Source organism: Streptococcus anginosus subsp. whileyi MAS624, assembly GCF_000478925.1.
Taxonomy (GTDB): domain Bacteria; phylum Bacillota; class Bacilli; order Lactobacillales; family Streptococcaceae; genus Streptococcus; species Streptococcus whileyi.
Genome location: NZ_AP013072.1, coordinates 1,171,711 through 1,187,222 on the forward strand (window position 1 = coordinate 1,171,711; position 15,512 = coordinate 1,187,222).

Genomic DNA, 15,512 nt, shown 5'->3' on the forward strand with positions numbered 1-15,512 from the left:
TTGAGAAAAACGTTCCCCTATCCAACCTTAAAAAGTTGTCACAGATTGATTATAGCACCTAAAACCAATCTTGTAAAGTTATTCATCAACCTTTTGAGAAGTTATCTTTCTCCCTAAAAATCGGTATCATGGAGAAAAAGAGGTACGATATGAAAGAATTATTACGAGATTACATTGGGAAAAGAATCCGCCTTTTAAGATTAGAAAGAGGAATGACCCAAGAACAACTGGAAGAACGAGCGGATTTAGGCACAAATTACGTTTATAAACTAGAGCATCTTGCTCCAAATGTCAAAATCAACACCCTTGAAAGAGTGATGCAAGCCCTAGAAGTTGATATTGAAACCTTTTTTGATATGGTACCAGATAAGGAAAAAGAAGATGATTTAACCCAATTAGTCCAACATCTGAAATCACTCCCACAAGAAAAACAAAAGAAAGTGATTGATGCCATTACCGTATTATTAGAAAGTTGAGCGTTTTAAATCAATATATAAATAAAAAAACAACTTAGAACTAAGATTTTAAGTTGTTTTTGTTTTTATAAAAATAGAATTTCTACAGTTTTTCCATAGATAAGTTTTTTAGATAAGCACATCTTTGAGAAGAAAAATACTTGTCAGAAGTATCTTCCTTGAACACTTCGCTATTAAAATATTGAAGCTCTATATCTCCGTGTGAATTTAGTTGAATATCACTTAGTCTGTCTAGATAACTGCTACTCGCTTCAAGCAATTCAATCAGTCCTAAGATATAAGCCTCAGATTCAATGAATTTATCATAAGTATCTTTATTTTTACCGTTTGTTAGATTTTGAAATTCTATAAATGCTTCCATTTCTAAATCTTGAACAATTAATTGATAAACCCTCTTCCCTAATGAAAATTGAATAAAATTTTTTCTATCTTCTAAAATAGGAATCAGTGTGTATTCAATAAAAGAAATTATAAATTTATCAAAATAGCGAAAATTGGCTTCTGTATACTTCACGACAAATTGTTTTTTTTCTTTACTTTCGTACCTTAGAGGTTGGTTGATTAAAAAAGAGAATTTATCAACTAAAGTATCAGAGAGGGCCAATTGACAAAAATAAAAGATAGCACCTTCAAAAGCATTGACATGTCGCTCCTTATAATGAATATCCAGTAATGTAGGAGTATATTCTCCCAACTGATACTCTATAAATTCTGCGTGAAAATCTTCCTTTGTAAAGACTTGTTCATATGCTTGATAACTAGCATAGGGAACATATTCTTGTAGTGTCTCTTCAACCAATTCCCTTACCTTTTCTCTATTTTCCTCTATATCAAAACAATCTTCTTCAAATTGATGATCTAATATATCTCGAAATAAATTTGCCAGAAAATGGAATTTCCAACTAGAAGTATTCATTTCTTCATCTGTTCCCCAATAAATTTCAGATACATTTAAAAATTCTAAGTTTTCTCGTTTTTCTTTTTTAAACTGTTTGCCTTCTTTATCTTCTTCATTTTGATAAATCACTTTATCTTCATATTTCATATTGAAAAGGATAGAGTTGGCAATAGCTGGAGATAAAAATTCAGAAGTAATATCAATGGCATCAGTTGTTAAGAGTCTGATAATTTTTTGAGTTTTATTTGGATATAGTTTTCCTTTGGTCAATTTAGAAACCCTTTTTCCGGCTCTTTTCTGCTCTAAACGTTTCTGATTGATAGAATCTATTCTATTATTTATTCTTTTTTGCGATTCTGAGTAGATATATTTTTTTAAATGATAAAACAATTTATTTCCCTTCTTTAATCGGATTTTTTCAGTTCAAATTATATCATAAAGTCTATTATATGTCTTGAAAAAATTTCATATAATCTAATCAAATAAAGACAATAACCTTTGGAATACAAACAAATGGAGAGTTTCCAACTATAAAGAAATTTATGATTCTAAATAGATTTAGTCCTTTAAATGATAAAACAATTTGTTTATTTTAAAAATCGGATTTTTTCAGTAAAAATTATACAGAAAATTCTAATGTATGTCTTAAAAAAATGATGTAGTATATAATCAAGCAAGGGGCACACTTGCAAAAATAAAAACTAACAAGGAGGTTTTCCGCCCATGAGGAAAATCACTCAATCTGGTTATAGTTCAGAACTCGCTAATCATACACTTGATTCCAACAAAGAGATTTATCTCTTGAGTACAGAGCTAGAACCGCAATATCGCTTTGAAAATAATCATCGTACAGATGAGATTGTAGCTTATCGTGCGTGGTTCACCCAAGAAGGGCTACCGCCTTTTACGGTGAAATTCGCTAAAAAGATTGCGCTGCCAAGCTACTTGTCTGCCGTAACCTTTAACAACTTAGAAGCCTGCGAAGTTCGTTACAATATCTACTTCCGTGCTGATGAAGTACATGAGGTGAAATCATGAGTTTGAGCATGCAACATCAAAAGCAAGCTCAACCGTCACGAAACCCACTAGAGCCAACCGCATCTAGTGGGGCCTTCCGTGACCCTCATGAGTTATGCACTTTTATTCAACGAAACCTAAATAATGCCCTCGATGTCAACGGTGAGACGAGCTATACAAATTCGTTTATGATTCGTCTGGCTGGCAATGACCGCGGCTTTCTCTATCTGCCAAATCTCCCCGTTTCCTACTCCCTTGACAATCAGCTTTATATGAAAATCTATGCGATTTGTTCAGGAATTTTATACCCTTACAAAACTTTGTTACCGCAAACCAGTGCTTACTTTGTTCCTTACGACCCCGAAGAACCCAATCTCGCACGAGCCCTCTTTTTTCCTTGGATTGACGGAATTCCAGAGCGTCTAATGATTGAAAATATTGACCAGTTCATCGCTACAGAAGTAACTAGCAACCGTATTCCAATCATGAAAAACAAGGTCAGTCTCAATATGGACAACATTGTTCATCTAGCCGTTAGCGGTTCGTCAGGTTCAGGAAAATCAAAATTCACTGAATATTTAATTAGATGCTTAAACGCTGATTCTGCTACTCATCTCTTGCTCGTTGATCCAAAGTTGTCTCAAATTTACAAGTTAGGAAGAGAACTAAACTTAGAAGTTCTATCTCCGACCTTCGGCTCTAACCTCAATAGCTTTATTACAGAAGTCAACGAACTTTTAGGACGAGTGATAAACAAGATTTATGAGCGGCAACAAAAATTACTCCTCAATCCTAGTACACAATTTTCAAAAATTTACGTTGTAATTGATGAACTGCTCGCTTTAGTCCAAGGCAGCTCGAAGCAGGCAAGAGATACCTTTTCTCAATTGCTTGGAACGATTGCCCTGTTAGGGCGTGAGACACAAGTCAGCTTGATTCTCATCTCTCAACGCTTTGACGCAACTGCTTTTGGTGGAAACACAGCCGTTCGAGAACAAATCAATTGCGCCATTATTCTAGGTGACATCAACACAAATACAACGCAGTTCTTATTGCCTCACGCTAATATTGATCATATTGTTGTCCCGACTGGCATAGGGACGGGGATCATCAAGTTTACAGATGATCAGCACAACAATCACATTATGCCACTATTGACGCCAACTTATGGATAAAGGAGCTTTTATTATTATGACTACTTTAAAAAATTCATTCAAATTCATCAACTTTTATAACATATTTTACATTTTACTCATACCCTTGCTTGTAACAGGTGGAAGCGGTCTTTTACTCAAATTATTCTTAGTTGTTTTTCAAACACCTATACTAATCACCAATATCTTTACTTTTCTTTCTGCTAAACTGTTAGCTCTCGCATTGAGACCGATTCTATTACTTGTTGGGATAACAGCGATAAAATGGTTGCCAAATCAAAAACTCAATATGTGGAAATCTCTTTATTACACAAATAAAATCAGAAGATTTGCATATACAACTACTGAAAAGTCTCTGAATATCGGACAAGAGAAGATTCCTTACAGCGTTGCCGATAAACGTCTTGCCAATCGCTCTCTATGGTCTTTAACAGTCGAATGTGAAGAAGATAAAATCATCACTTCTATAAAGTTACCTGTCAATCATAAAGCTATGAAAATGGTCAAAGATTTATTGCCCAATATTAAAAGTCAGCTGACAGAACTAGACCCAACCTATAGCTTTAACGACTTCACGCTTGAAAGCTACCGCGTTTATCAAGCCATTGGCACTCGCACTAAATAGGTGCTTCTGCGGCTTTGTCGGAACAGACAAAGAGCCGCAGAAAAGCACCCCATTTCAAACAGGAAGCAGGATAGAAATAGCGTAGTCTTTTCTATCTTGGTAACTGTTCCTAGCGCAGCCGCCGAGCTGGAAGGGCGGTTCCCGCTAATAGCGGGAAATTGTGACAGGAACTAATGGGGGGACTACGACCCCCCATTAGTTCAATAATCAATAATCAAATTATTAGAAAGATTGATATATTATGCCTTTAACAAAACGTTCTAACAAGTGGGCTTTTCTCCTCTACAAAGAAAGTGCGCCCGAAAACTATATTGACATTTTAGAAGAAATGCAAGTCCCTTATATTTTGAGCCCATGGCATGACCAAGACGTGGACAAAAAAACGGGTGAACTATTAAAAGCCCACAAACATGGGGCTCTCTTCTTTGATTCTTTAAAGAGCTATACGCAAGTATCCGAACTTCTTACCGAAAATCTAAACACTCCTAAAAGGGTGCAAATTGTCTTCTCTCCAACGGGAATGTTTGATTATTTTACTCATGCACAAAACCCAGAAAAAACACCTTATGATGTCGAAGATATCGAAAGCGGTGCAGGGTTTGACCTTGATCGGTTCTTAGTTGAACAACAATCTGAGCGCTTTATCAATGAAACCATTGACCTTATTAACGATTACAATTTCACCGAATTTCAAGACCTCGTGATCTATGCCAGATACAACAGCTCTCGCATGCTAACATTGATTATGACTAATACCTACTTTTTTACAAAATTTATAGAATCAAAACGCTATCGCACGAGTAAACACATCAAAGACGTGACCATCATTGACCAAGAAATGGATACAGACTAACTGCCTATGAAACCAACCACCCTACAAATTGACTTAAAAAATATTACGATACAACTACCACCCGATAAAATTATCGTTGACCGTTCCGAGTATGAAGAACTCAAAAAAATCTCCTCAAAAGGGCGTTATCTAACGCTCTCTGAGGTTTTAGAACTTCTTTCCGTCTCTCGTCCATGGCTGCTCGAAAACGTGCTTTATAAACCTGAAATTCGGAAGCAAATTGACATTGATAAAAATAGCAATGGATTTGTGAAATACCCAGATAATCAAGGTGGACGCTATTACTTTCTGGCAAGCAAAACCAAAGAATTTTTTGAGGAACATTTTGCAAAAATTTTTGAATTATGATAAGATAACCAAGATAAAACCTTGGTTATCGATTTCTTAGAAAAGAGGTAATCATGTCACTATACATTACGCAACGCGGAGGGAAAAAAGGGAAGTGGTCTTATCGTATCACTGACAAAAAAGGAAACTATATTACATCAAAATCAGGATTTAAAACCAAAAAAGAAGCTGAAATTGAAGGTTTGACCCAAGAAATTAAATTACATCAAGGAAAGGTCATTGATAAAAACATCAGTCTCTTTCAATTGTGGGAAAAATGGTACCATTTAAAAATCATCCCACTGAATAAAATGGAATCTACACAAAACAAGCATCGCTTGCGTGGGAAGTTTATTCAAAAATACTTTGGAGACTCACCTGCTGTATCCATCACATCAAGCCAATATCAAGCATTTATCAATAAATACGCTGAAACAAATTGTCGTGATAATGTCAGCCGCCTAAATGCAGAGATACGAAGTGTCCTTATTTTTGCTAGGCAAGATAAGCTCAGTATAGATTTATTCACAGAAGGAGTTGTACTATCTGGCAGAGAATCACCAAAATCTAAAAATGAAAGATATATCCATAGCTTAGAAGATTATAAAAAACTTTGTCAGTATCTAGAATATCTCCTCGATTATCAAGAATCCGTCATTCCATACCTCTTATATATCCAACTGAAAACAGGTATGCGGTTTGGAGAAGTTCTTGGCTTAACTTGGGATTGTATCAATATTGAAAATAAGACCGTTAAAACATATAGACGCTATGATTGCACAAGAAAACGCTGGACAAAAGCTAAAACAGAAACTTCTATCCGTGACGTTCCGATTGATGATACTACAGTCTCTATTTTACAAAAGCTAAAGGCTGAACAAAGGTATGTTTTAAGAAGCCATCAAGTTTCTAATCCAGACAAATGTTTGTTCTTTGATAAACAATCTGGACTACCCACAAATTCAGCAGTCAATAAACAATTAAAGAAGATACTATCTGAATTGTCTATTACTCCTTCAAATATGACTAGTACTGGTTTAAGACATACTTACGCAAGCACACTTCTGGCAATGGATATAGACATCTGGGCAATCGCCAAGAATATGGGACATAAAGATATTCAGCAAATCAGTGAGACTTACGGGCATTTAATCAAAGAAAAAGCTATCCGTGAGGACAATAAAATCCGTGACTTTTTCCACGGTTTAAGCCAGTAAAAACTATTTTGAACAAATTTTGAACAAAAATAAAAGAAACGCTGATTTATCAACGTTTGAAGCCTTTGAAATATGTCCCCTGCCGGAATCGAACCAGCAACTACTCCTTAGGAGGGAGTTGTTATATCCATTGAACTAAGGGGACTAGAGAAAAACTCTGCCAAGTGACAGAGTTAATTCCACATTAACGGCGAATTTCTTTGATACGCGCTGCTTTACCTTGCAATGCACGAAGGTAATACAATTTCGCACGACGTACTTTACCGTAACGAACAACTTCAATCTTTTCAACACGTGGTGTGTGAAGTGGGAAGATACGTTCAACACCTACACCGTTAGAAATTTTACGAACAGTATAGTTTTCTGAAATACCAGCACCTTTACGAGCGATAACCACACCTTCGAAGATTTGGATACGTTCGCGATTTCCTTCGACAACTTTCGCGTGAACACGAACAGTGTCACCAGGACGGAATGCAGGAATATCAGTACGAAGTTGACCTTCAGTCAAACTTTGGATTAATGGATTCATTTTTCTTCTCCTATCTTACTAATCTTACAGTTCAAGACCACAGCGGATTAGTCGTTTTCTAGTGCTTCCATTACGCACTAACTAATATCATAACAAATTTTATAAAAATTGTAAATGCCTTATTTGAATTATTTTTCTTTTTGGAAGGGTTATTGAAGAACTAAAGAAGCTGCTCCGATGACACCTGCATCATTTCCAAGCGTTGCAAGTGCAAGTTTTGTGGATGTACGCACTTGAGGGAAAGAATTTTCTTCATAGACCTTACGAACACCGTCTAGTAAAAATTCACCTGCTGCAGAGACGCCACCACCGATGACAATCGTTGACGGATTTAAGATAGATCCAATGTTGGCACAAGCAATACCAAGATAACGTGCAAAATTGCGATAAACAATGAGGGCTAATTCATCACCAACTTTAGCCAAATCAAAAACAATTTTTGCATTAACGTCTTCGCCATTATCAATCAGTTTTTTCAGCTCTGCATCACCAGCATATTCATCAGCGTAGCGACGCGTTAAATTAACTATACCTGTTGCAGAAGCTACGGTTTCTAAGCAACCTTTTTTACCACAAGTACAGAGAATCGGCTGATCAAAATCAACTGTGATATGTCCCAATTCTCCGGCTGCTCCAGCTACCCCATGCAGTAATTTTCCTTCCGCAACAATACCACCACCGACACCTGTTCCAAGTGTCATAAAGACAACATCTGGTTGGTTTTCACCAGCACCTTTCCAACGTTCGCCAAGCGCAGCTACATTCGCATCATTATCAATAAAGAAAGGAATGCCAGTCGCTTTTTCAATTTTTTCTTTTACGGGTTGAAGGGTTTTCCAGTTTAAGTTGTAAGCTCCGATAACAGTTCCTTTTTCACGATCCACTACACCAGGAGAACCCATACCAATTCCAATGAAATCTTCAGCTGAAAGGTCTAATAATTTCAAGCGATGGTTGATCGATTCAATCATATCATCAACAATATGACTGCCTTCATCTAAAATATTTGTCTTAATAGACCATTTTTCTTGAACTTCTCCTTCTTGGGTCAGAATCGCAAACTTCACAGATGTACCACCTAGGTCAATCCCAATAATTTTTTTAGACATGCTACTCTCCTCTAATAACTTTTTTCATTCTCATTATATCAGATTTTTTACGAATTGAAAAGGTTTGCATAGAACTTGAATAGTTTTGAACGACTTGTGCTGCTCTCTGCTCTCATTTTACAAGATAAATAAAAAATTGTACAATAACGATAGATGATACTAGTATTCATTTTACCTATAGTCAAAGCTGTCCAACTCATTGATCAAAAAGGAGACATCATGCTGAATTTACAACACTTGGAGCAACTCATTGTTTTCTAACAGGAGGGAACTTTGTCTAAAGCAGCCGAAGTCCTACTCATCTCTCAGCCATCCTTAACTCGAAATATGCAAATACTGGAAGATGAATTGGGAGTTATTCTTTTTGAGCGAAGAAAAAATAAATTAGGTTTTACGGAAACCGGTCATCAAATTGTTAAACTAGCCAAAAAATTCCTGAAACAAAAATTTCTCGATGATGTACAACATTTTGCATTAAAAGAAAGTATTATTTTTGGTGGCGTTAATGCACCGGAAGCCATCTTTGAACTGGAAAGTCGTATAAAAAAAGGCTTGGAGCAACACATTTAAATTGAGCAAAAGACGAGTGACGAATTGGAGAAAGCTCTGGACGATGAGAACGTTCACTTCATTGTAACAGACTATCCTATCAAAAAAGATCATATTCTTTCCATGGGTCTTTTCATGGGGCAACTTTACTTATCCGTTCCCTTGACTCACCCGTATGCCACACGAAAAGAGATAAAGCTTGCAGAATTGCTAATTTGACTATGCTGCTGCGCTCGGATCTAGGCATTTGGCAGCCATTAGTCAATCAACTGACGCAAACAAAGTTTATTGTTCAAAAAGATCGGGCAGCCTTTGTTGATTTAGTAAATGCTTCTGCATTACCAACTTTTTCTACCAATATTACTCAACAAAACACTGAAGAATCCACTGTGAATAGCCAACGTATCCAGATTCCTATCTCGGAAAAAGAAGCTACCAAGACTTTCTACATTTCCGTTTTGAAGAAGAACAAAGCTATTTTACAGGAGTTGGTGAAATGAAGAAAAAGACCTAAGCCTTTGGTTACGAGACTTAGGTCTTTTTATCAATTCTAAAATTAAAATCTATAAATTATTAAAAAGATGAAAATTACTAACCGCTTGGGAACAGCGGAAGTTGGGGGAAGTGGCGGTGTCTTTTTCTGGTGGTACCCCTTCTGTTGGGAATTCCAAATATTATAATGGTGAAATTCCTTTTATTCGTTCTGCTGAAATCAATTCAGCAATTACTGAGCTGTATCTAACAGAAGAAGGATTAAAAAATTCATCAGCAAAAATGGTAAATGTTGGTGATATACTTTATGCACTTTATGGTGCAACAAGTGGTGAAGTTGGTATATCAAAAATAAACGGGGCAATTAATCAGGCTATTTTAGCAATTAAACCTTACGATGCCTATAATTCTAAATTCATTGAGCAATGGTTGAAAAATCAAAAGAAAAATATCATTGATAAATATTTACAGGGAGGGCAAGGAAATTTATCTGCTGCTATTGTAAAAAATTGCTTATTCCTTTCCCCTCTCTCCCCGAACAACAAGCCATCGGCGATTTCTTTTCCACCCTAGACTGCTCCATTGCCCTTCATCAGCGTGAGTAATTTAACAGATTTTGGAGGTGGAATTATGATGACATTTACATCAGAGACTCTTTTTCATGAATATTTCAAAGAATGGATTAAGCTTTTTAAAGAGGGGGCAGTCAGAACTGTCACATTAGAAAAATACTACCATAATCAAAAGGAAATAGAAAGGTTAGCTAGCCGTCTGACATTGGGACAAATAGATCGAACAATCTATCAGCAGTTGCTAAATGCATATGCTTTAACTCATGAAAAACAAACTGTGATAGACTTTCATCATCAAGTCAAGGGGGCTATCCTTGACGCAGTTGATGAGGGATATATTCAGCGTGATCCAACGCGAAAAGTAATTTTCAAAGGGAAACCACCAAGACCTAAAAAAGCCAAATATCTGAATCAATATGAGCTACATAATTTATTATCTGATTTGAAATTGACAAATGAAATTAATTGGGATTGGTTGATTTTGCTGATAGCAAAGACCGGCTTGAGATTTTCAGAAGCACTAGGTTTAACGCCTGATGATTTTGACTTTATTCACCAAACTATTTCCGTAAATAAAACTTGGGATTACAAAAACCACACCGGTTTTCAACCAACAAAAAATCGCTCCTCCATTCGAAAAGTTCAAATTGATTGGCAGATTGGCATGCAGTTTCAACAGCTTGTAAAATCTATTGAACACGATGAACCGATATTTGCAACTGATACAATTTGCAATTCAACCCCCAATAAATGGCTGGAGCGTCACTGTAAAAAGATAGGGATTCCAGTTATCAGTATCCATGGCCTCCGTCACACTCATGCATCTCTTCTAATGTTTGCGGGAGTTTCTATCGCCAGTGTTTCAAGAAGATTGGGCCATTCGTCAATGACCACAACACAAAAAGTTTATATGCACATCATTCAAGAGTTAGAAAATCAAGATAATGATCTAGTTATGAGATATTTATCTGGACTAGTCTAGGGTAGTTCGGAATCATGCAATCTACTCACGCTGATGAAGGGCAATGGAGCAGTCTAGGGTGGAAAAGAAATCGCCGATGGCTTGTTGTTCGGGGAGAGAGGGGAAATTAAAATTTAAAGATGAAAAATCACTAAAACTTATACTTCTGCCATCTCTAATACCGTAAGTTACAGCTTCCAATCTCTTTATAAAGTCCCTACTAGTTAAAATATTCTTCCAAAATAAATCTGAATGTTCATCGAGTTTTACAAAATCAAGAATTGTGTATGCTGGAGAAGTAATACCTTCAATAATAGAATGAGCAAAGCCCCCTTGAAATGAGCGAAGGTGAATTACAAACTGTCCAGGTACGACCCTTTTGTAATTTTTCAAACTACTTTTATCATATTTTATATCTATGCCTACATCATCTCTTTTCACCATTCCCAATTCTTGGGAGGCAGACAAAACAGGCAAATCTGGATGATTTTTATCAGATACCGATTGAAAAATCTTATCTGACTTCCGCTGTTCCCAAGCGAAAAGAAAAAAGCAAGAAATTTTTCCTGCGTTTTCTATGTTACATCTCCACTCCCAGCCGACGTAATTGGTCTGCGATAAGGGCTTCTAATTCCGCTATTTCCGCTTCATCTTGAGCGATAAGGCGGGTTATCTCATCCAGATCTATCTCCTCTTCCTCTTCGAAAGTATCAACATATCGAGGAATGTTTAGATTAAAATCATTCTCTTTAATCTCTTCAAATGAAACTAGTCGAGCATATTTGTTCACATCTTGACGATTTCGGAAAGTTTCAATAATTTTTTCAATGTGAGTATTGTTTAAGGTGTTTTGATTCTTTCCCTTATCAAAATCTTTACTGGCATCAATGAAAAGAATGTCTCGATTTTCTTTATTTTTTCTGAAAACAAGGACAGTTGTGGGAATGCTTGTTCCATAAAAGAGATTGGCTGGCAGACCAATAACGGTATCCAAGTAATTCTTTTCAACTAGCGTCTGACGGATTATTAATTCAGCAGCTCCCCGAAAGAGCACGCCGTGCGGCAAAACAATGGCCATGGTACCTGTATCATTCAGATGGTAGACACTGTGGAGAATAAAGGCAAAATCCGCCTTAGAAGCAGGAGCTAATTTCCCATATTCTGAAAAGCGCGGGTCTTTTAGCTTGTTGTCAGCATTGTCCCATTTAGCAGAATAGGGGGGGGTGGCTACTACTGCATCGAAGCTGCGGGGATGGTCAACCCCTTTTTCGTCCGGTCCGTCCGGCCAATCACTTTCCAAGGTGTCAGCATTGCTCAGATTCATGTTACTATAAGTAACACCGTGCATCATCAGATTCATCCTAGCCAAGTTATAGGTCGTTGTATTAAGCTCCTGTCCAAAATACTTAATTGCTCCAGGCTTTTGACCATTTGGCAATTCATTCCCAACTGTCAGCAAAAGAGAACCCGAACCCATAGTTGGGTCATATACAGAAAAGGTACGCTCGGTTTGTTCAACCTTATCCGTGACAATCTTAGCTAGAATTTGACTAACTTCATGCGGTGTGTAAAATTCTCCACCTTTTTTCCCTGCTGAAGCCGCAAACTTCTTGATTAATTCTTCATAGATAAACCCTAAAATATCTCTACCGTCATCACTCTTGTAGTTAATATCATCCACTAATTTGACAATTCGATTGAGCGATTTTGCCCGATCATTGGTAGAAGAACCAAGACGCGTATCTCCCAGATTGATATCATTAAAAACTCCACGAAAATCCTGCACCGCTTCTTTGTTCAGTTCCGCATTGTGATTGAAATGGTCAAAAATTGTTTGATAATCGCTCGGGATAACCTCATTGTTTTCAATGCGAGCCAATAAAGAGAGCCATGTATCTTCAGGAGCAATCGCATACCCTAAACTAGACGCAATATCTTCCAGATAATCTGCCAACTCCTCACCCGTTGCCTGCTCTTTATACAGTTGGTTGATTGTCTTACCATCTTCTAGATCTAAAATAGCATTGTTAATCAGGTATTGCTCCTGATGCTCGGACAAATAGCGATAAAACATAAAGGCCAAGATATAGTTTTTATACACAGAAGCATCCATGTTCCCGCGCAGTTCATTGGCCATTGCCCATATTTTATTTGTAATTTCTTGTGTTTGTGACATATTATAAATCCTCAGTCCTGTATAAACTGTATCCCTCATAGTAATAACTATGATCAATCCCTTTCATGTAAAGTTCTCGGTTAGTTGTATCTCGCGTGAGAGCTTTTCTCAAGATATGTTTTATTTCAATATCCCTGATTGGACTTCGCTCCATCGCAAGCAGATAATCGTCCTTGTCCACCTTAGACCAATCAACAACCTGTCCTAACTCTTTTTTCAAGATTACATCCAACCAAATCCGCATGCTTCTACCATTCCCTTCTCGAAAGGGATGGGCAATATTCATCTCAACATATTTTTCAACGATTTCCTCAAACGTATTCTGAGGCATGGCAGACACATTTTCCAAGGAAGCCTCAAGATACATAACTGGTGCAAAGCGAAAACTTCCTTTGGCAATATTGACTGTACGAACCTTGCCCGCAAAATCATAAATTTCTGAGAACAAATAAGCATGAATGGCAGCTAGACTGTCATAAGAGCCAACTTCCAAGGTGTCTAAGAAGCCTGTTTCGAACATTTCAGCTGCTTTTTGCTTGCTGATTTTTTCCTCTTGCCGGGCTAATTCCGTTGAGTCTGTTAAATGCAGTTTATTTTCTAAAACCATACAGTTCTCCTTTCTTAAGGAAATATTTTTTGCAAAAGCGCCTTCTTACGAAGTTTCAAATGCTCAAGCTTACGTTGATGAAGGGCAATGGAGCGATCCAGGGTCTGGAAAAAGTCGCCGATGGCTTTTTGTTCGGTGAGAGAAGGAATATAAACTCCAAACTCATCCAGAAACGTTTTAATTACATGAGGAATATTCGGTGTTCTATACTTCTCATATATTATTTGTTGTCTTGATTTCAATTGTTGATAAATAAATAAGCTACTTTCTGAAATTGTATACGCTTTTAATGTAGAACCTAAAGCTCCTTCAAAACCATAATACAAAGTACCTGCCTGAGAACCATCCCATAAAATAATTACATCATCTAGATATGTATCTTTGACAGCATTAACCTTAACAATTTGTCCGCCATTCAAATATTCTGTATCAAGATATACAGACTCATCCCCAATCATATCAGCTTTTGCTTTGCCCTTTTTTTCAGCGCTCACCACCTCTCCCAACTTCCGCTGTTCCCAAGCAGGGGCATTTTTGAATTCTGGGAAGCGTAATTGTGGGATTCGCTCCTTGTTTTTCTCTTTTTCCACGTTCTTTCCTCTTTTTTTCTTAATTTGACTTTGTTAAAATTTTCATCATATCTGTAAAAAGACACCGGTGTTTTACGTCCAGTGCCCTTAAATAAGTTCCGAAAAACGTTACCGCTATTAATAATTTAATTATAACAGCTTTCACTATTTTTTCAACCAAAGCACCATTGTTACATCTCTTTTTCTTGCTACAAATGTTGAAATAAACTCCCGCCCCTTCCTTTACTTTTCCTCAATCAAAGTGTATAATGTAATTATAAAGATAACTTGAGAAGGATGAACGCTGGGTCCCAGAATGGGGTAGGTAGATGATACTGAGCATTCCTATGTGCCTGGGGTTATCTTTTTATTTTGATTTTTTAAGACTTTCAACAAATTTGTCGGGGGTCTTTTTAATTTCAGCAACAATAAATTCAACAAACTCTTGTAAATATGTATAGTTTTCAATATTCCCCACAATATGTTTATAGGAGTATTTAGGATTGTCTTTAATGTTGTAAAATTTAATCACCAGACCAAGCACATAGCTATTAAACCCTTTTTTGTATCCAAGGTTAACCTGTATCTTCTTGAGTCGCTCTTGAACAGCAGTAATGACATTCCCAAATGAATACTTATGAGTATCAGATGGATCTTTTAGTTCCTTTACAATTGAAACTTCGGTATCGGCAAAACGGTTGATACTTACCACAAAATCCGCCTCATCTTTTTTCTTAGTTATATATAAATTCTGACGAACATTGATAGCAAACTTCTCCGAATTATATTCTTTACTTAAGACATCAATTTCATTGGCTTGTCTGATAAATTTTTCCGCAATTTCAGGAGGATACTTCAACTTGATTTCTTCATTTGTCAACGGTTCGTAGTTGACACTTAGTGTTAGAAAGTTTTGTGCGATATACTCTGTTACATCTCGATTGTGAAACCTTTCCATCTCAGTAATAAAGTTCAAAACACACGCTTGAAATAACGGTGCATATTTCACTTCATAATCTTCTGTAATATAGTGAGTGCTAATGTTCCGTAGCTCAATGATTCGCTCCAAATTTAATCGAATTCTTGTATTTTTATCAGAATAAATCTTCTTAACAACCGATTCAAGACTCAGAGTCCTATCGTTTTTATCCTTGAAATAGATTGATATATTTCGATTTAACATCTCTGCTTTCAACATCAATTCCCAAGCATTGCATATAAAGAAACTAAATCCCTCTATTCGATAACGTATGGTTGGTTTATTATAAATTTCTAATCCCATAATAAAAGCCTCAACACTTTTATCAACCAATCTTTTACTTAAGTCTTCCAATGTATCTCCTTTTCTTTCTCCCCCATTTAACTGCCTTCCAACTAA

18 protein-coding genes, 1 tRNA gene and 1 pseudogene are annotated in these 15,512 nt (G+C 36.6%); 11 read left to right on the forward strand and 9 right to left on the reverse strand.

Features of this window, described 5'->3' with window-relative positions:
- Positions 1 to 149: 149 nt before the first annotated feature.
- Complete coding sequence (locus ANG_RS05930) at positions 150 to 476, forward strand: helix-turn-helix domain-containing protein (protein ID WP_003031298.1); 327 nt, start codon at positions 150 to 152, stop codon at positions 474 to 476.
- Positions 477 to 558: 82 nt separating this feature from the next.
- Here ANG_RS05930 and ANG_RS05935 read toward each other — a convergent pair whose 3' ends face one another.
- On the reverse strand, positions 559 to 1,764 hold the full coding sequence (locus ANG_RS05935) for a hypothetical protein (protein ID WP_025271790.1): 1,206 nt from the start codon (positions 1,762 to 1,764) through the stop codon (positions 559 to 561).
- Positions 1,765 to 2,097: 333 nt separating this feature from the next.
- Here ANG_RS05935 and ANG_RS05940 point away from each other — a divergent pair, with 333 nt between their 5' ends.
- The 6 genes from ANG_RS05940 to ANG_RS05965 all read left to right on the forward strand — a co-directional run bounded on the left by ANG_RS05940 (position 2,098) and on the right by ANG_RS05965 (position 6,567).
- A complete protein-coding gene (locus ANG_RS05940; protein WP_025271791.1) occupies positions 2,098 to 2,412 on the forward strand; it encodes a hypothetical protein in 315 nt (104 codons plus the stop codon).
- Entirely contained in the window at positions 2,409 to 3,566 is a 1,158-nt protein-coding gene (locus ANG_RS05945) for a helicase HerA domain-containing protein (protein WP_025271792.1), read from the forward strand. Before ANG_RS05940 ends, ANG_RS05945 begins: the two co-directional genes overlap by 4 nt.
- Before the next feature lie 16 nt (positions 3,567 to 3,582).
- Positions 3,583 to 4,170, forward strand: coding sequence for a hypothetical protein (locus ANG_RS05950; RefSeq protein WP_025271793.1), 588 nt, complete (start codon positions 3,583 to 3,585; stop codon positions 4,168 to 4,170).
- A 241-nt stretch (positions 4,171 to 4,411) separates the two neighbouring features.
- Complete coding sequence (locus ANG_RS05955) at positions 4,412 to 5,023, forward strand: replication protein (protein WP_025271794.1); 612 nt, start codon at positions 4,412 to 4,414, stop codon at positions 5,021 to 5,023.
- 6 nt (positions 5,024 to 5,029) lie between these two features.
- Positions 5,030 to 5,371, forward strand: coding sequence for a DUF771 domain-containing protein (locus ANG_RS05960; protein ID WP_003034684.1), 342 nt, complete (start codon positions 5,030 to 5,032; stop codon positions 5,369 to 5,371).
- Between the two features lie 53 nt (positions 5,372 to 5,424).
- Positions 5,425 to 6,567, forward strand: coding sequence for a site-specific integrase (locus tag ANG_RS05965; protein WP_003034729.1), 1,143 nt, complete (start codon positions 5,425 to 5,427; stop codon positions 6,565 to 6,567).
- A gap of 73 nt (positions 6,568 to 6,640) precedes the next feature.
- Here ANG_RS05965 and ANG_RS05970 read toward each other — a convergent pair.
- From ANG_RS05970 to ANG_RS05980, 3 genes are all read right to left on the reverse strand, one after another.
- Positions 6,641 to 6,712 (reverse strand) — tRNA-Arg (locus tag ANG_RS05970).
- 39 nt (positions 6,713 to 6,751) lie between these two features.
- Positions 6,752 to 7,099 carry a 50S ribosomal protein L19 gene (gene rplS, locus ANG_RS05975; protein ID WP_003024326.1) on the reverse strand — a complete coding sequence of 116 codons (348 nt, stop codon included), beginning with the start codon at positions 7,097 to 7,099 and terminating at the stop codon, positions 6,752 to 6,754.
- 149 nt (positions 7,100 to 7,248) lie between these two features.
- The gene (locus tag ANG_RS05980) at positions 7,249 to 8,208 is read right to left on the reverse strand and encodes an ROK family glucokinase (RefSeq protein ID WP_003036699.1); all 960 of its coding nucleotides are present in this window, start codon (positions 8,206 to 8,208) and stop codon (positions 7,249 to 7,251) included.
- 273 nt (positions 8,209 to 8,481) lie between these two features.
- Between ANG_RS05980 and ANG_RS11435 the strand changes: the two genes are divergently transcribed.
- The 4 genes and pseudogenes from ANG_RS11435 (at position 8,482) to ANG_RS06000 (ending at position 10,803) form a co-directional block, all read left to right on the forward strand.
- Positions 8,482 to 8,778 carry a LysR family transcriptional regulator gene (locus tag ANG_RS11435; protein WP_003036801.1) on the forward strand — a complete coding sequence of 99 codons (297 nt, stop codon included), beginning with the start codon at positions 8,482 to 8,484 and terminating at the stop codon, positions 8,776 to 8,778.
- Between the two features lie 200 nt (positions 8,779 to 8,978).
- The gene (locus ANG_RS11440) at positions 8,979 to 9,257 is read left to right on the forward strand and encodes a hypothetical protein (RefSeq protein WP_003036789.1); all 279 of its coding nucleotides are present in this window, start codon (positions 8,979 to 8,981) and stop codon (positions 9,255 to 9,257) included.
- Between the two features lie 100 nt (positions 9,258 to 9,357).
- Positions 9,358 to 9,854, forward strand: a pseudogene (locus ANG_RS11445) (restriction endonuclease subunit S); the annotation flags it as partial.
- 25 nt (positions 9,855 to 9,879) lie between these two features.
- A complete protein-coding gene (locus ANG_RS06000) occupies positions 9,880 to 10,803 on the forward strand; it encodes a site-specific integrase (protein WP_003036835.1) in 924 nt (307 codons plus the stop codon).
- A 21-nt stretch (positions 10,804 to 10,824) separates the two neighbouring features.
- Here the strand turns inward: ANG_RS06000 and ANG_RS06005 are convergent, their stop codons facing one another.
- The 5 genes from ANG_RS06005 to ANG_RS06025 all read right to left on the reverse strand — a co-directional run bounded on the left by ANG_RS06005 (position 10,825) and on the right by ANG_RS06025 (position 15,467).
- Positions 10,825 to 11,226 carry a restriction endonuclease subunit S gene (locus tag ANG_RS06005; protein WP_020999626.1) on the reverse strand — a complete coding sequence of 134 codons (402 nt, stop codon included), beginning with the start codon at positions 11,224 to 11,226 and terminating at the stop codon, positions 10,825 to 10,827.
- Between the two features lie 136 nt (positions 11,227 to 11,362).
- Complete coding sequence (locus ANG_RS06010; protein ID WP_025271796.1) at positions 11,363 to 12,958, reverse strand: type I restriction-modification system subunit M; 1,596 nt, start codon at positions 12,956 to 12,958, stop codon at positions 11,363 to 11,365.
- A gap of 1 nt (position 12,959) precedes the next feature.
- Complete coding sequence (gene fic / locus ANG_RS06015) at positions 12,960 to 13,565, reverse strand: protein adenylyltransferase Fic (protein ID WP_003036683.1); 606 nt, start codon at positions 13,563 to 13,565, stop codon at positions 12,960 to 12,962.
- 14 nt (positions 13,566 to 13,579) lie between these two features.
- The gene (locus tag ANG_RS06020; RefSeq protein ID WP_231847256.1) at positions 13,580 to 14,155 is read right to left on the reverse strand and encodes a restriction endonuclease subunit S; all 576 of its coding nucleotides are present in this window, start codon (positions 14,153 to 14,155) and stop codon (positions 13,580 to 13,582) included.
- Between the two features lie 346 nt (positions 14,156 to 14,501).
- Entirely contained in the window at positions 14,502 to 15,467 is a 966-nt protein-coding gene (locus tag ANG_RS06025; protein ID WP_003036726.1) for a DUF3644 domain-containing protein, read from the reverse strand.
- Positions 15,468 to 15,512 lie beyond the last annotated feature (45 nt).

Coding starts and splice junctions, on each gene's coding strand:
- ANG_RS05930 (WP_003031298.1), top strand. CDS start 150: ATGAAAGAATTATTACGAGATTACATTGGGAAAAGAATCCGCCTTTTA.
- ANG_RS05940 (WP_025271791.1), top strand. CDS start 2,098: ATGAGGAAAATCACTCAATCTGGTTATAGTTCAGAACTCGCTAATCAT.
- ANG_RS05945 (WP_025271792.1), top strand. CDS start 2,409: ATGAGTTTGAGCATGCAACATCAAAAGCAAGCTCAACCGTCACGAAAC.
- ANG_RS05950 (WP_025271793.1), top strand. CDS start 3,583: ATGACTACTTTAAAAAATTCATTCAAATTCATCAACTTTTATAACATA.
- ANG_RS05955 (WP_025271794.1), top strand. CDS start 4,412: ATGCCTTTAACAAAACGTTCTAACAAGTGGGCTTTTCTCCTCTACAAA.
- ANG_RS05960 (WP_003034684.1), top strand. CDS start 5,030: ATGAAACCAACCACCCTACAAATTGACTTAAAAAATATTACGATACAA.
- ANG_RS05965 (WP_003034729.1), top strand. CDS start 5,425: ATGTCACTATACATTACGCAACGCGGAGGGAAAAAAGGGAAGTGGTCT.
- rplS (WP_003024326.1), bottom strand. CDS start 7,099: ATGAATCCATTAATCCAAAGTTTGACTGAAGGTCAACTTCGTACTGAT.
- ANG_RS05980 (WP_003036699.1), bottom strand. CDS start 8,208: ATGTCTAAAAAAATTATTGGGATTGACCTAGGTGGTACATCTGTGAAG.
- ANG_RS11440 (WP_003036789.1), top strand. CDS start 8,979: ATGCTGCTGCGCTCGGATCTAGGCATTTGGCAGCCATTAGTCAATCAA.
- ANG_RS06000 (WP_003036835.1), top strand. CDS start 9,880: ATGATGACATTTACATCAGAGACTCTTTTTCATGAATATTTCAAAGAA.
- ANG_RS06005 (WP_020999626.1), bottom strand. CDS start 11,226: ATGGTGAAAAGAGATGATGTAGGCATAGATATAAAATATGATAAAAGT.
- ANG_RS06010 (WP_025271796.1), bottom strand. CDS start 12,958: ATGTCACAAACACAAGAAATTACAAATAAAATATGGGCAATGGCCAAT.
- fic (WP_003036683.1), bottom strand. CDS start 13,565: ATGGTTTTAGAAAATAAACTGCATTTAACAGACTCAACGGAATTAGCC.